This is a genomic window from Bacteroidota bacterium (genome assembly GCA_016714535.1).
GTDB lineage: Bacteria > Bacteroidota > Bacteroidia > AKYH767-A > OLB10 > JADKFV01.
Genome location: JADKDR010000002.1, coordinates 85983 through 103254 on the forward strand (window position 1 = coordinate 85983; position 17272 = coordinate 103254).

3 protein-coding genes are annotated in these 17272 nt (G+C 40.6%); 2 read left to right on the top strand and 1 reads right to left on the bottom strand.

The genetic code is table 11. The annotated features are described in order from the left end of the window. Positions 1 to 937 precede the first annotated feature (937 nt). A complete protein-coding gene (locus tag IPO27_03670; GenBank protein MBK8845695.1) occupies positions 938 to 14191 on the top strand; it encodes a T9SS type A sorting domain-containing protein in 13254 nt (4417 codons plus the stop codon). Between the two features lie 356 nt (positions 14192 to 14547). Further along, a complete protein-coding gene (gene hemW / locus IPO27_03675; protein MBK8845696.1) occupies positions 14548 to 15678 on the top strand; it encodes a radical SAM family heme chaperone HemW in 1131 nt (376 codons plus the stop codon). Positions 15679 to 15752: 74 nt separating this feature from the next. Here hemW and IPO27_03680 read toward each other — a convergent pair whose 3' ends face one another. Beyond that, entirely contained in the window at positions 15753 to 17234 is a 1482-nt protein-coding gene (locus tag IPO27_03680; protein ID MBK8845697.1) for a hypothetical protein, read from the bottom strand. Positions 17235 to 17272 lie beyond the last annotated feature (38 nt).

Sequence of the window (17272 nt, forward strand, 5' to 3'; positions counted from 1 at the left end):
AGGAGAAGATGGCTTTTTATTCTTAAGGAATTTCTAATAGGTTATTTGAATATTTTTCGGTTGAGAAGCTAGTTCACCAAGCTTTACTACCCCCGGTTTGTGCTATTTGGTATACTTTGACCTCCTTTTTCAGTTAATAGCCTAATAAAATAGATTGTTTACCAACAAAAATGGCTATTATACATAGTCATATTGGTGATTATTTTGCTTTTCACATTTACTTAAATTATTGAAATATAATTACTTATATCATAATATTAGCTTTTTTTGGCGAATATTCTATCAATGCTTGTCGTTGTTAATAACTATATGTTCTTTTGCCACAGTAATTAGATGATTCGCCTACAAAAATGTCTACTCTATCTAACATCAATAAGGGCGGCTTCTAATTCGGGGCAAATTAAACGGGGCAAATAATACCATCAACTATTCTATTCTAATAGGTAAATGGTAGATTTTGTTAAGCAAAAATTTTTATTTTAAATAATTCTGGGATGATTAATTCTATTCTGACACTCAGTTTTTTCCAAATGCTAAAAGCTGTTTTCACCGAGTTTCATCGGTTTATGGCCAAAACATGATTTAGCAGATTACCGCTTATGGCTTTTTATGCCTTAGCAGTATTGTTATCCGGCAGCTTCTTGCAGCCAGTTTAAAGGATAACATAAGGGTTTGCAACTATCGCCTTTCAAATTGATTGAAAATCGAGGCCTGGCAGCGCTATGCTCAAAATCTATCAAATCGATATAACACATCAAATAAATAGAATAATGATAATAAATACATTTTCGAACACCTCTTAGGTAAAAAAATTAACGCGAAACCATAAAAGTGAAATCAGGGCGCAATTCAACAACTTTTTGGTTCTCGCTTAGTATCCTTTTTCAATCAACACACTTTAAAAATGAAATTAAGTCAAATCAAAAATCAATAAAAAATGAAATTATTTAAACTTCTATTACCGGACATTAAAAAGGCTAAACCAAAAACAAAGCCTGCCGGAAAAAAATCTTCCACTACGTGGGAGGAAAAATTAAAACAAGTCAAAGACTTGGAAAACACCATGCGACCACCACTGTTTCGTAAGGCGTTTGGATTATCCATTATCATGATGTTAAGCTACATAACTACGCAGGCACAGCTTAGTGGCTATGTATTCAGAGATTACAATGGTAATGGAATTCAGGGAAAAACTTTTCCCAACATGGAGCCTGGCGTGGCCGAGGTTGCTGTATGTGCTTTTGATAGCACCGACAATTTGTTGCATGTTACCTTAACCGATGATAACGGTTTTTATAGTATGACAGCTGCGGAAGTGCCATCTGGAGTTTCAACCCGCCTCGAATTTATTATTCAAACTCCTGGCTCTACTTGCTATAACGATCGTACATATGATTACAGTAGTTCTGGAGCACAAACTTATGGCTCGGCCATACAATTTGTAAAAGGGGGAGCAACCAATGTAAATTTTGCTTTGAACTATCCTGGCGACTTTACTTTGGATAATAATCCATATATATATATGTCGAAATTTGTCACTGGCAATCCACTAGGTGGAGGAACAGCCGGGACGACTTCGGCATTTGTGGCTGTACGTAAAAACTTTTCAGGAACTCCTGCTTCGCAAGGAGGAGCAAGTTCTGATGAACCTATTAATATTGCACGAGCAGATTCTATTGGTTCGGTTTGGGGTGCTGCATACAGCCGCCAATCAAGAAAAATATTTGCTTCGGCATTTGTAAAGCGTCATGCTGGTCTTGGACCATTAGGATCAGGTGGTGTTTATCTTATCGATCCTTCGGCAGTCTATCCGGCTACTACAACACGTTTTTTTAATTTGGATGGTTTAGGCTTTCCAACACATGCAGCATCAGGTTCCTTGCAAGTAAGAACGAATGCGCAACGCGGCCTTTCTGCAGACGCTAACGATCCTAGTCATGATTCTCTTGCATACTTTCAAGTTGGTAAAACCGGAATTGGTGGAATGGATGTTTCTGCCGATGGCCAGTTTTTGTTTATGGTAAATTTATATGACAATAATTTGTATAAAATTGATTTACGCAATCCATCTTCACCATTAATTCCAACGGCAGCACAAGTAAGTGCGGTTGCTGTACCAGATCCGGGTTGCAACCTGGGGGTGGCACGTGCCTTTGCAGTAAAGTACTTTCGCAACAAAGTTTATGTTGGAGTAATATGCACTGGTGAAAATGGTGGTAGTAATAATACCAGTGGAGCACCAACAGATTTATATGCATATGTTTATTCTTTTGATGTTGCCGCTGACGCATTTGATGCTACTCCAGCTGTTGATGGAATTGCATTAAACTTTCATAAGGGAAGAACAAATGATGAAATAAATCCAAACGATACCTTATGGAATCCATGGAGTGATGACTGGCATCCTGATGGAGGAGGAGAAATTACCTATCCTCAGCCTATAGTTTCGGATATTGAGTTTGACAACGATGGCTCTATTATTTTAGCATTTATGGATCGTATGGGTCATCAAGGGGGTTCTGGACAATATAATTTAAACACGGCATCTTTTGATTTTTATTCGACTTCTGCCGGAGGTGATTTAATTAGAGTGTATAAAAATGGATGTTCGTATGAAGTAGAAAATAATGGAACTGCAGGTCCTATAACTACGAGTGGTAGTAATAATTATCAAGGTATAGGTGGAGGTGAGTTCTACCATGGCGAGTTTTTTCAAGATCCTATTTTCCCAATAAATCCACTATGGTTTGATGAAACTTCATTAGGTTCCGTGTCAATGCTACCTGGAGATTCATCGGTAACCTTAGGCGCTTTTAGCGTGGCACAGTCATTTAATGCTGGAGGTTTGCTACGTTTATCCAACACAACGGGCGAACGTATTAATGAGTTTCAAATTTTTGATGCTACCATAGCTGGTAATTTTGGAAATGCAAACGGTATTGGTAAAATACGCGCTGCATCTGAAAAACCTGATATTGAAATTGGTAATTTGGTGTGGAGAGAAAAAATTAAAAATGGAATTGCCGATGCTCATGAATCAGGAATTGACAATGTAATTGTTGAATTAGTGCGCAGTAGCGATGGAGTTGTAATTGGCAAAGACACTACAGACAATAAAGGAAGATATTATTTCAATATGACCAATGTAACCTTAAATGGAGCCAATGGTTTATTGCCAAATGTAAGTTATAAATTACGTATTGCATCTTCACAGTTTAATAACACTGGCACGGGAGTGCTTTCGAATCTGGAATTAACTACACAAAGCGCAGTCGGTAATGGCGAAGCAGGAATGAGTGATAATGATGCATCATTAGTTGGAGCACGTGCCGAAATTGAGTTTGCCACAGGCGCTGAAGGTGTACATAATCATAATCTTGATTTTGGTTTTAAGGAAACGCAAGTTTGTACGCTTTCAGTTTCGATGAATAGCGTCAACATATCTTGTAATGGAGGCAACGATGGTACTGCTACTGCTTCTGTTACGAATAATACTGGTTCACTTACGTATCTTTGGAGTAATAGCCAAACGAATGCTACGGCTGCAGGGCTAGCAGCTGGAACGTATACCGTAACAGCTACCGATGTTGATGGTTGCACAATAAGCAGTCAGGCAACTATTTCGGAGCCTTCATCGTTGAGCCTTACCTGCAGTGCAGGAGATGTTTCGGTAAATGGCGGAAGTAATGGAACAGCTTCAGTTGCTGTAGCTGGTGGTACGCCAGGCTACACCTACCTGTGGAGCAACAATGCTACTACTGCAAATGTTAACGCTTTAACGGCAGGTACATATACTGTTACAGTAACTGATGCGAATGGATGTTCAAAAGAATGTTCTTCGGTAGTAAACGAACCACAACCACTTAGTATAACACTCACAGCAAATGATGTGGAATGCAATGGAGGCTTAAATGGTTCCATCATAAATACGGTAACCGGAGGACTTACTCCTTACACCTATCTGTGGGAGAATGGCGCAACCACTAAGAATCGTAGTAATTTAGCAGCAGGTACATATACAGTTACAGTTACTGATGACGGAGGCGCTTCTATTTCTGATCAAATTGCAGTTATCGAGCCGGCAGCATTGGTTGCCAATTGCTCTGCAGTAAATGTTACCATCAATGGAGGAAGCAATGGTATTGCCACTGTTTCTGTTTCTGGAGGCACATCACCATACTCCTATTTATGGACTAATGGTAATACAAGCAGTTCCAATACCGGCCTTGTTTCTGGAACATATACGGTTACAGTTACGGATGCTAATGGATGTGCTACATCTTGTCAATCAACCGTAAACGAGCCCAATGTGCTTACAGCAACTATTAATGAGGTTTTAGGAGTTAGCTGCAATGGTTCCGCTACAGGGGAGTTGGAAGCAACTGCTACTGGCGGGCTTTCACCGTATACTTATGCATGGTCAAATGGCACAACTTCTGCGATTAATTCTAACCTTATTGCTGGCATTTATACAGTAATCGTGACAGATGATGCAGGAGCATCAGCATCTACATCTTATACTTTGTCTGAACCTGTAGCCCTTACAGCCAATTGCAGCTCGACCAATGTAACTATTAACGGTGCATCAGATGGTACCGCTGAAGTTACTGCTGCGGGCGGGGTAACACCTTACACCTATTTATGGAGTAATGGACAAACCACTGCAAATGTTAGCGGCTTAAATGCCATTGCGTATACGGTTACTGTAACTGATGGCAATGGTTGTGAGGCTACGTGTAACGTTTTCATAGCCCAGCCAATGCCACTTAATGTAACCATATTAAAATCAAATATTTCTTGCTTTAATGGAAGCAATGGTACGATGGACGTAGTTGTTTCAGGAGGCGTTCCAGCATACCAGTTTTTATGGAACGATGGTAATACAGATCAAAATCGCACCGGGTTATCTGCTGGAACATATACTGTTACAGTAACCGATGCAAATGGGGCTACTAAGACCAAGGCAACGTCTCTAACTGAGCCTACTGAACTTATAGTTAATTGCTCATCTACTAACATTACCGTATTTGGTAGTGATAATGGAACGGCATCGGTTTCAGCCAGTGGCAGTGTTGGTCCTTATTCGTTCCTCTGGAGTAATGGTGAAACAGCCGCTTCGATAAGCGGCCTGGCAGCTAATTCATATACAGTAGTTGTATCAGACGATAATGGTTGCACCGCTTCGTGCAGTGTTGCTGTAAGTGAGCCTACCGCATTGGAGGTAAATGTTGCAGGTACCGATGTTACTTGTTTTGGTTTAAATAATGGCAGTATTGATGTTACCGCATCAGGTGGTGTATCGCCATATGCCTATTTATGGAATAATGGAGATACCAACGAAGACAGAAGTAATTTGGATGGTGGAACATATACTGTTACAGTAACTGATGCTAATGGCGCTTCGGTAATTCAGGTAATATCAATACTGGAGCCAGCAAAGTTGACTAATACATGTTCACATACCAACGTTTCTATCAATGGCTTAGCAGATGGATCAGCTTGTGTTGTTCCTGCTGGCGGAACAACTCCATATACCTATCTTTGGACCAATGGGGAAACAACAGATTGTATTAATAATCTTACAGCCGGCACTTATACTGCCACAGTAACAGATGCAAACGGATGTACAAAGACATGCTCACAAACCGTTACCCAGCCTGCAGCGCTTGATCTTACTTCAGTAATTTCACCTGTTTCCTGCAACGGATTAAATGATGGATCAATTAATGTGTCTATCTCTGGGGGTGTGTTGCCTTATAGTTTCCTTTGGGATGATGGTACTACAACGGCCGATCGTAACGGACTAGTGGCCGGAACCTATACGATAACAGTTACAGATGCTAATGGTGCTGTATCTTCTTTAACAAATGCAGTTATTGAACCAGCACTTTTAACCACAGCTTGCACTTCAACAGATGTAACTATTTTTGGTATAAATAATGGCACTGCTACCAGTTCGCCAAATGACGGAACTGCCCCTTATACCTATAGTTGGTCTAATGGTGCCACTACTCAGTCTGTTACAAACCTGGCACCAGGTAACTATAGTGTTGTTGTAACTGATGCAAATCTTTGCTCAGCAACATGTTCAGTAAGCATTTCAGAACCTAATCAATTAGCTATCCTTCTTGTTGGCACCGATATATCTTGTAACGGGTTAACAGATGGTGCCATCAACGGAACCACTAGCGGTGGAATTGCTCCTTATACTTACGTATGGCAAGACGGCAACACGAATGAAGATCGCGTATTGATTGGTGCCGGAACTTATCAGGTTACTGTAACAGATGCAAATGGTGCAACAGTTTTTGAATCGGTTGTTATAAACGAACCTATAGCCATCAACAGCCAATGTGTGCATACCGATGTTTCTATAAATGGCGGTAGCAATGGCAGCGCCTGTGTGTTTGCTAATGGAGGAACGGCTCCATTCACTTATCTATGGGATAATGGTAATACAAATCAATGTATTAATAACCTCACAGCGGGAATTTATTATGTAACGATAACCGATGCAAGTGGTTGTACTACTTCTTGTTTTTCGCTTGTTGACCAACCCGATGCTCTTTCAGCTTCAGCTTCTATAACCAATGTTACTTGCAATGGATTGAGCGATGGTGCAATAGAAATAACAACCACTGGTGGTGGCTCACCTTATACCTATTTGTGGGATAATGGATCAACCAGTGAAGATAGAACTAACTTATCAGCCGGATCATATACTGTGGTAGTTACTGATAAGCATGGTGCAACGTTTGAACTTGTAAGTACAGTAATTCAACCTGATCAGGTTGCAGCAACATGCACAGGCAATAATGTCTCTATAAATGGAGCCGACAATGGCAGTGCAAGCGTAACCGGTAGCGGTGGCGTTAGCCCATATGCGTATCTTTGGAGTACAGGCGCGGCAACTCCTTCTATTGGGAATCTGGCACCTGGTACATATACAGTAACGGTTACAGATGCCAATGGATGTTCAGCCAGCTGCAATCTGCTAATTACAGAACCGGGAGTACTTTCAGTTACCGGAACTACAGTTTCGAATTTGTGTAATGGTGATGCGAATGGTTCAATTGATGTTACCGTAAGCGGTGGAACCGCACCTTATCAATATACATGGGAAAATGGAAGTACCGATGAAGACAGAAATGGTCTTACAGCGGGTACGTATACGGTGGTAGTTGTAGACGCAAATGGAGCTATCGAAAGTTATTCAGCTACCTTAACGGATCCAGATGCGTTGTCTTCTACTTGTTCATCAGCAGATATTACCATAAATGGCAATACGGATGGAACAGCGAGCGTTGCAGTTGCTGGCGGAACATCGCCATATACTTACCTTTGGAGCAATGGAGCAACTACATCAGCTATCTATGGATTAGCAGTGAATTCTTACGCAGTAACAGTTACTGATGCTAATGGTTGCAATACCTCGTGTTCAGTATCTATTATACAGCCTGATGTTTTATTGGTTGCTTTAACAGGCAATAATATTTTATGCTATGGCAACAATACCGGAACCATCCTAAATGATATAACCGGGGGCGTTCAGCCTTATAGCGTTGTATGGAATGATGGCAGCAACGATGAAGACCGTACCGGATTATATGCCGGAACCTATATTGTTACCGTAACAGATGCCAATGGTGCATCTGCCACCGCATCTATAGAAATAACTGAACCGGATGCGTTGAATTTAACTTGCCAACATTTTGATGTGTCGGTAGCAAATGCCGGTGACGGCAGTGCTTGTGTGCTTGTAAATGGAGGCACAGGAGCATATTCATATGTATGGAGCAATGGGGAGTCTACACAATGTATTAATAGCCTTAGTGGAGGAGTATATTCAGTGATTGTTACGGATGACAATGGATGTACGGCAACTTGTAATTCAATAGTATTTGAACCAGGATTGTTCTCTATTTCTGCTATTGCAACTGATATTACCTGCAATGGTTTAAATAATGGTAGTATTGATATTACCACTATATCAAGTAATCCTCCTGTCACTTATTTGTGGAGCGATGCAAGCACAAATGAAGATCATACCGGCTTAGCTGCCGGAGTTTATACGGTAACAGCTACGGATGGAACAGGTGATACACGAACATCATCCGTTGTTATTTCTGAACCATCTATTTTACAAGTAACAATGTCCGGTACCGATGTCACATCAAATGGTGGTAACGATGGTACTGCTTCGGTATTAGCATCTGGAGGCTCTGGTAACTATACCTATATATGGAGCAATGCTGAAACTACGAATGCTATTTCGAATCTATCTGCCGGCACTTATACTGTTACCGTAACTGATCTTAATAATTGTACAGTTGAGGATTTTGTAGTTATTGCTGAACCAATGGTTTTAGCCGTTTCACTTTCTTCTACAAACATATCATGTAATGGATTAAGCGATGGTTTGGCTGAGGCAGTTGTTACCGGTGGTGTGAGCCCTTATGCTTATACCTGGAGTAATGGATCTGTAGCAGCGCAAATAGGCTCATTAAGTGCTGCAACATATACTGTAATTGTTACTGATGCGAATGGAGTATCTGTTACAGATGCAGTGACTATAACTGAGCCCGCTATTTTGTCAGCAAATTGCTTTAGCACAAACAGTAGTTCTAATGGAGCAAATAATGGATCAGCATTGGTTGTTGGTGCCGGTGGCACATTACCCTACACGTATGCATGGAGCAATGGTGAATCATCTTCATCTATAAGCAATCTGGGTCCTAATATTTACACCGTGATCATTACTGATGACAATGGTTGTACTACTACATGCGAGGCAACCGTATTAGAGCCTGGTGCTTTATTGATAACCGAAGTTATAACCCCTAATGCATGTGCAGGAGGGAATACAGCAACCATTGATGTTACTATTGCCGGTGGTGTTGCACCATACTCTTATTTGTGGGATAATGGAGATACTTCTGAAGACAGAACTGGTTTATCTGCAGGTACCTATACGTTAACGGTTACAGATGACAATGGAATAAGTAATATCAGGAATATTGATATCGTTGATCCTGCAGATGTTGTAGCTGGTTGTACATCAACTGATGTAACAACTAATGGAGGCATCGATGGTACAGCTTCTGTAACTACTTCGGGTGGACAAGCCCCATATAGTTACCTATGGAGTAATGGCGAAACAACTGCGGCAATAACCGGATTAATCGCAGGTACATATACAGTTACCGCTACAGATGCCAGTGGTTGTGCAAGCAGCTGCTCAACTACAATCTATGAACCGGGTGTATTAGTAGTGACTTGTAGTTCTACAAATTGCACCGCTTTTGGATCTAATGATGGTAGTGCAAGTGTGATTGTAAATGGAGGTGTAACTCCTTACCAATATTTATGGAGCAATGGTGTGACATCATCATCTATAAGTAATTTGGGACCAAATGTTTACACCGTCATTATTACTGACAACAATGGTTATACTGCTACATGTGAGGCAACCGTATTAGAGCCTGGTGCTTTATTGATAACCGAAGTTATAACCCCTAATGCATGTGCAGGAGGGAATACCGCAGCCATCGATGTTACTGTTGCCGGTGGTGTTGCACCATACTCTTATTTGTGGGATAATGGAGATACTTCTGAAGACAGAACTGGTTTATCTGCAGGTACCTATACGTTAACGGTTACAGATGACAATGGAATAAGTAATATCAGGAATATTGATATCGTTGATCCTGCAGATGTTGTAGCTGGTTGTACATCAACTGATGTAACAACTAATGGAGGCATCGATGGTACAGCTTCTGTAACTGCTTCGGGTGGACAAGCCCCATATAGTTACCTATGGAGTAATGGTGAAACAACTGCGGCAATAACCGGATTAATCGCAGGTACATATACAGTTACCGCTACAGATGCCAGTGGTTGTGCAAGCAGCTGCTCAACTACAATCTATGAACCGGGTGTATTAGTAGTGACTTGTAGTTCTGCAAATTGCACCGCTTTTGGATCTAATGATGGTAGTGCAAGTGTGATTGTAAATGGAGGTGTAACTCCTTACCAATATTTATGGAGCAATGGTGAGGCTACTTCATCAATAAACACCTTAGTGGCGGGCTCATATACAGTTACGGTTACCGATGCAAATGGAATTTCTCAAACTTGCAATGTAACCATAACACAACCTGATCAATTATTAGTAACACTTACGCCAACCAATGAAACATGTTACTTATGTGACGATGGTTCAATTACCTCTCAGGTTTTAGGTGGTGTGCCTCCCTACTCATATTTGTGGAGCAACGGTGCAACTACAGCTAATATAGCAAACTTGCAAGCAGGTGTATATACAGTTACCGTAACTGATGCATCAGGGGGTTCATTATCATTAGCCTCAGTAACTGCTCAAACAATAGTAACTCAACCTGCTCAACTAGTAGTAAACTGCATGAGCACCAATGTTACAACGAATGGTGGTAGTAACGGTACGGTATCAGTTATTGCAGTAGGAGGAGTTCCAAGCTATACCTACTTGTGGAGCAATGGTGCTACCACGTCTTCGCTAAGTGGTTTAATTGCAGGCACATATACAGTTACAGTTACCGGTCTAAACGGTGAATCAGTAACTTGTCAAAGTGTGGTATCGGAGCCCGGAGTTTTATATGTGAGCATTTCTACTACCGCGGTTAGTTGTTACAATGGTGCAGACGGATCTTTGACAGCAAATGTCACTGGTGCTCAGGGTAACGTTTCTTATATATGGAGCAATGGAGCAACTGATGCTACAATCTTTAATGCAACAGCTAATACGTATACTGTAATTGTTTTAGATGGAAATGGTAATAGTGCGAATGCTACCGCTACGCTTAGCAATCCTTCGGAGCTAATAGTAAGTTGCAGTAGTACAGATGTAACAAGCTGCAATGCAGCTGATGGTTCGGTAAGTGTAAGTGCAATAGGTGGTACAGGAAATGTTTCCTACTTATGGAGTAATGGTGCAACAACTATGGCTCAAAGTAATCTAAGTGCCGGTACATATACCGTAACAGTTACTGACGGCAACGGATGTGAATCAACATGTAGTGTTGATATTAATGGTGTTTCATTAGGATCATGTACTATAAAGAAGACCCATTCTATCACTTGCCACAATGGAAGTAATGGAGCATTAACGGTTAACATAGCCGGTTTAAACAACAGCAATGGGTTAACTTACCTTTGGAGTACTGGCGGAACAACCGCTACCGTTTCAGGGTTATCTGCAGGGTTCTATACGGTAACTGTAACGAATCAGGCCGGATGTTCAACAACTTGCTCAGTTTGCCTTGTAAATCCAGCCCTATTAGTATGTAATACAACAGCAACAGGAACATTGTGTGGTACTTGTAATGGCTCGGCAAGCGTTATTGTTACCGGAGGTATTACGCCTTACACCTATTTGTGGAGTAATGGAGATACTTCAAACAGTATAGCCGGACTTTGTGCAGGTAATTACACGGTAACTGTAACTGATAAACGCGGTTGCAGCAGCGAGTGCAATGTAAAAGTGGATGACTTGTCAGGTTCTTTGGCCTGTTCCATTGCTAAGGATAAATTGATTATCTGTTTTGGTGATAATTCAGGAGCATTAAGTGCTACTGCTACCGGAGGGTCTCAGCCATACACCTACTTATGGAGTAACGGCTTTACTACCGCTTCTGTTACAAGTTTGTATTCAGGAACATATACTGTAACTGTTACAGATGCTAATGGATGTAATTCACAATGCAGTATATTCCTGGGACAGCCAGCGATATTGACATGCAATGCCAATGCCACCAACGAAACTTGTGGTCAATGCAACGGTACTGCATCGGTTTCTGTTAATGGTGGAGTAGCTCCTTACACCTATCAGTGGAGCAATGGTGCTTCTGCAACGACTGCCACAGGATTGTGTGCTGGAAATTATGATGTAATAGTTACTGATGCAAGAGGCTGTTCTACAGTTTGTACTGTAAAAGTGGATAATATCAATGAGCAGCTTATTGCTAATATAACGAAAGACAAGACTATTTCTTGCTTTGGCGGAAATGACGGAGAACTTACAGCAAGCGCTACGGGTGGCACAGCACCTTACACCTATCTGTGGAGCAATGGTCAAACTAATGCTACTATTACTGGCCTTGGTGCCGGAGCGTATACGGTAACTGTTACCAGTGCCTTAGGATGCTTTGATACAATCAGTGTTTGTTTGTTCAATCCTGACCAACTGGTATGCGCCACCACTGCTAACAGTGCTACATGTAATGCTTGCAATGGCTCAGCCACCGCTACTGTAACAGGAGGAAAGGCTCCGTATACCTTCTTATGGAGCAATGGTGCTACTACGGCTGCCATCAATAATCTGTGTGCAGGTAACTACTCGGTTACTGTAACAGATAAAAAGGGTTGTACTTCTGCTTGTACAGTAAAAGTTGATATGATTTCTGATGAAACAAAAGTTAGCATTCTTAAAAAGCAAGGAATCAGTTGTAATGGAGCGAGTGATGGCGAACTTACTGCATCACCTGCCGGAGGCACTGCCCCTTATACTTACTTGTGGAGTAATGGTTCTACAAATATAACCATATTTGGTTTAAGTTCAGGAACATATAGTGTAACGGTAACAAGCGCTATTGGATGTCAGGCTTATGCGCAGTATACCTTAACCCAGCCATCTAAGTTGGTATGTAATACACTCACAACTGAGTCGACCTGTGGTGCTTGCAACGGAACCGCTTCGGTTACGGCTTCGGGTGGTAAGAGTCCGTATACGTTCCTATGGAACAATGGACAAACTTCTTCGGCTATTACAGGCCTGTGTGCCGGAATGTATACCGTGACTGTTACCGATAGTAAGGGTTGTACTACCATCTGTAATGCAACGGTTACCGACAACATGGAAATTGTTGTGTGTAATATTAACCTGGTAACTCCTGTAATGTGCAGTGGAACTAACACGGCAGTATGCGAAGTGCAGGCAACCGGTGGAAGTGCGCCTTATACTTACTTATGGAGTAACGGTTATACAACAGCAACTGTTAGTGGACTAGCTGCAGGAACATACACTGTAACCGTTACAAGTGCATATGGTTGCACCTCTCAATGCATGATTAAAATTGACAACCCTGCTCCGCTAATTGCAGGAATAAGCAAGAAGAATGCAGTATGCTTCCAATGTAATGGTGTAGCACAAGCCAATCCTGCGGGTGGTGTAGCTCCTTATAGCTATAGCTGGACGAATGGAAAAACGACTAAAGTAATTACCGGCTTATGCGGTGGAACATTCCATACGGTTACGATAACTGATGTAAATGGTTGCACAACCATGGCTACAGTATATATCGATGATGAGAAGCCAATTTGCGGGAACTTTATGTCCGGATTTAAGCAAAATTACTATAATCCAAACCCGGATGATCCAAATGGAGCAATGCTCGCTGATTACCTTGACGTTCATTTTGCTGATGTATTCCCTAATGGAATGGTACTTGGTGGGCCATGTAACAACAATACGATTACGCTTACCTCGGCAGCGGCAGTAAAAACCTTCTTGCCAAGTAAGGGATGGACGCATATTCTGAATCAAACCGTTGTTAATCCATTACCGGGCGACTTGGATAATGGACTGGCATCGCAATTGGTTGCATTGTCGCTTAATATCAACTTTGATTTGGCTGACCCGGGATTTGCGCCAATGAGCAACGTAATGTTTAAGGACTTGATAGTAGACTCAGGAGCTTACAAGGGTTATACGGTTGAGCAGGTGTACACTGAGGCAAGTAGATTGCTTAGCGGTTGTACTGGCTTGATTACACGTAGCGAGATGCGCAACTTGTTAGCTGCTATCAATAGTAGCTGGTCATTAGGCACGAAGCGTCACAACTTGTTGGTATGTCCAAAGTTCAATTGTAACGATGTTACCAAAGTGGATGTGAAAGCCAATGATTTCTTACAACTCAATGCATATCCGAATCCAAGTTCTGGAGTTATCAATATTGAGTTTATAGATAGCGATGAACATGATGTAACCGTGGATATATATGATTTAAATGGTAAATTGGTTTACGAGACTACTCAACGTAGTATGGCAGGTAGCAATTTATTAAAACTGGATTTGACACATCTTAGTAAGGCTGTTTACATGCTTAAGCTACAGGTGAATTTCGATATACGTGTGAAGCGCGTAATTTTACAATGATCAATTGCCCCTGATCACTTTTATGTTCGCCCTTGCCGTCAGGCAAGGGCTTTTTTTTTAGAGTGAATTAGTGTATACTTCCTATTGTTTTTGAACTCTTTATGAATATATTGCAGGCAATGCCATTAAAGAATTAGGTAATTCATTTTGGAACTCGTTATAATTTATTTTTTCACGCACATCAATTACTTATAATGATTTTTGCGAGTTCGAATTAAACTATGGCTTACGCTAGTAGTAAAACTATGGAACCTTGTAGTTTTCATTGTGATGCATTTGCATTTACTGAACCGAGGCTTATCTAAAAACAGATTAGCGCATACCTTTGTTCTTTATTTACCTTTGCAACATTGTAAATGCATTCATTATACATACATATTCCTTATTGCAGTCAGGCTTGCAGCTATTGCAATTTCCATTTTTCTACTTCGAAAGAAAATGTGGACATGATGATAAATGCTATTTGCACAGAATTAATGCTTAAGAAAAAGTATTTTGATGAGCCATTTATTCTTCAGTCAATTTATCTGGGTGGTGGAACACCATCTATATTAGGTCCTAAGCAGATTGAAAGAATTTTTAACGCCATAAGAACTAATTACGTGCTAGCTGATAAGGCAGAAGTTACTATCGAATGCAATCCCGAAGACATAAAGGCTGAGCTATTAAAACACTATCAATTACTTGGAATCAATCGTTTAAGTATTGGGGTGCAAAGTTTTGACGATGCCGATTTGATACGCATGAATCGGTCCCACAAAGCAGCAGAGGCTATTGAGTCAATACAGCTCGCAGCAAGTGTTGGTTTTGATTATATCACAATTGATTTAATGTATGGCTTACCTTTTCAGGATGAAAAGGCATGGAGGAAGAACCTTGATTTAGCGGCTACATTGCCTATTAATCACCTTTCGTGTTATGCGCTTACCATAGAAGAAAGAACAGCGCTTGCCAAATTGATTGCCCGGAAACAGTTACCACAAACAGATGAAATAGTTTATTCAAACCACTTTCAGCAATTGCTTCAATGGTGCGAACAACAACAATGGCAGCAATACGAGATTTCTAATTTTTGTAAGGGCGACAATTATGCAGTACATAATTCGGGATATTGGAAAGGGTGGAAATATATTGGCATAGGACCTTCGGCTCATTCTTACAATGGAAACCATAGACAGTGGAATATTGCAAATAACCCTCAATACATAAAATTAATGCAGACTGGCTCGCCCGATTATTTTGAGATTGAATTACTATCGGAGCAGAATAAGTATAATGAGTTTGTAATGCTTGGCCTGAGAACCAAGTGGGGCGTTAATATTATCAACATGGAAAACACATATGGAAAACAACGGGTAGCTTATTTTGAACGGTCAATTTCTAAATTCATTTCTTCAGGCGAAGCGATTTATAAAGATGGAAAGTATATTCTAACCGATACAGGGAAATTGAAAGCCGACTTTGTAGCCACTGAATGTTTTTTCTAATCTATTTCAGCAATTTGCATAAAAAAACGGCTAACAAATTATTGCTAGCCGCTTCTATCGGTTTATTGCATGTCTTAAAATTTAAAGCCAAGCGTAATCATTACCCTGTGATGTGTTACATCTTGAAGCGAAGTAAGCGGGGCTTGTTCTGCAAGTGCATAAACCTGCTGACTGTTTTTACTCTTTGTATAAGCATATCCTAAATCAATAAAATAGCCAGACTCACGCATTCCCAAACCTCCAGAGTAGCTTATGGCATTAAAATCTGATGCACCATTTGAATAACTGTTACCAACAGCACTGCTGTACATGGCAATTCCTCCACGGAATGCAAAAATATCATAGCGATATTCAGCTCCGAGACGGATGTTTGATGAGTTTTCGAATTTCTGTTTAATTTGGCTATTCTCAGATGCAAAGGAATAGGTGCCCGAACGAAAACGTGTGGCTTTGTTATTTACTAATTCATAATCCAGACTAATAAGCCCGTAAGATTTATAAATTAATGCAACACTCCCCGTAATACGCATAGGTGATATTAATCTGTATTTGAATACGCTACTTGCCGAGTCAGTATAACTGCCTTCCTGATAGTCGGCATTCATGCTGTACGTGTCTTTATAGTTCATACGGTATGAGCGCGGAGTTTGAACAGAAGCTCCAAATCTAATCCAATCAATTGGTCGTATAAGAATTCCAAGCGTGGCGCCAATGCTGCTTCCGGTAGTATTTTTATATTTGGAATAGGAAAAAGATTTAATGTCGAGCGATTCTTTGGGAACCGAAACGCTGTCAAACTTATCTGTTTCGGTGTGTGTATATGTTTCTTCGAAGTTAAAAGTGCCTATATCCAGCGAACCACCAAGCATTACTTTGTCTTTGTAATTGTTGCTGAATGCAAAGGACCATGCTCCCCGTCCACCTTTTATATCACGCGATATGGTTTGCAACATACCTCCATTTGGCACCACTGTAGAATAATAATTGGTGTCGGGTGCAATTGGATTAAGCAGGTAAGTTTGATATGCAAGCCCTACATCAAAGGCATAATTAATTTCAGAAAAATTTGAAGAGGATACCCCATTCGCTTTGTCAACAAACGAGGTTAAAAGAGAATTTTTTGAATTTACACCTTCGGCTAAGGTATTTGAGCTAAAAGTGTTTTCACGATTGTATGCAATAGCAAAATTCAAACCCTTCCAACGTGAACGTTTTTCATTATAGCCAGAAAAAACAAATGCAAAGTTAGATACATTAAAAATAAACCTGGAGTCATCAATTGAGTTATTTAAAAAGTTTGATTTAACATTAGCACTACCTAACTGAGGAGTAAACGTAAATTCTGATTTGCGAAATATGGCAAGTCCGGCAGGGTTAACAAGTATACCAGCAGCGTCACCACCCATAGCACCTATGCCACCACCCATTCCCAGTGACCTTCCTGTGCTGCCAAAATTAGTTTGGGTGTATGTATAAGCATTTTCGATAGTTTGAGCATTTGCAGCAGTTGTGCAAATGCTAAGTACTAACAGTAACTTTGAAAGTAATTGCTTCATTTGTTTTGGAAAGTTAATTTTCAAGTTTATTAATAGAA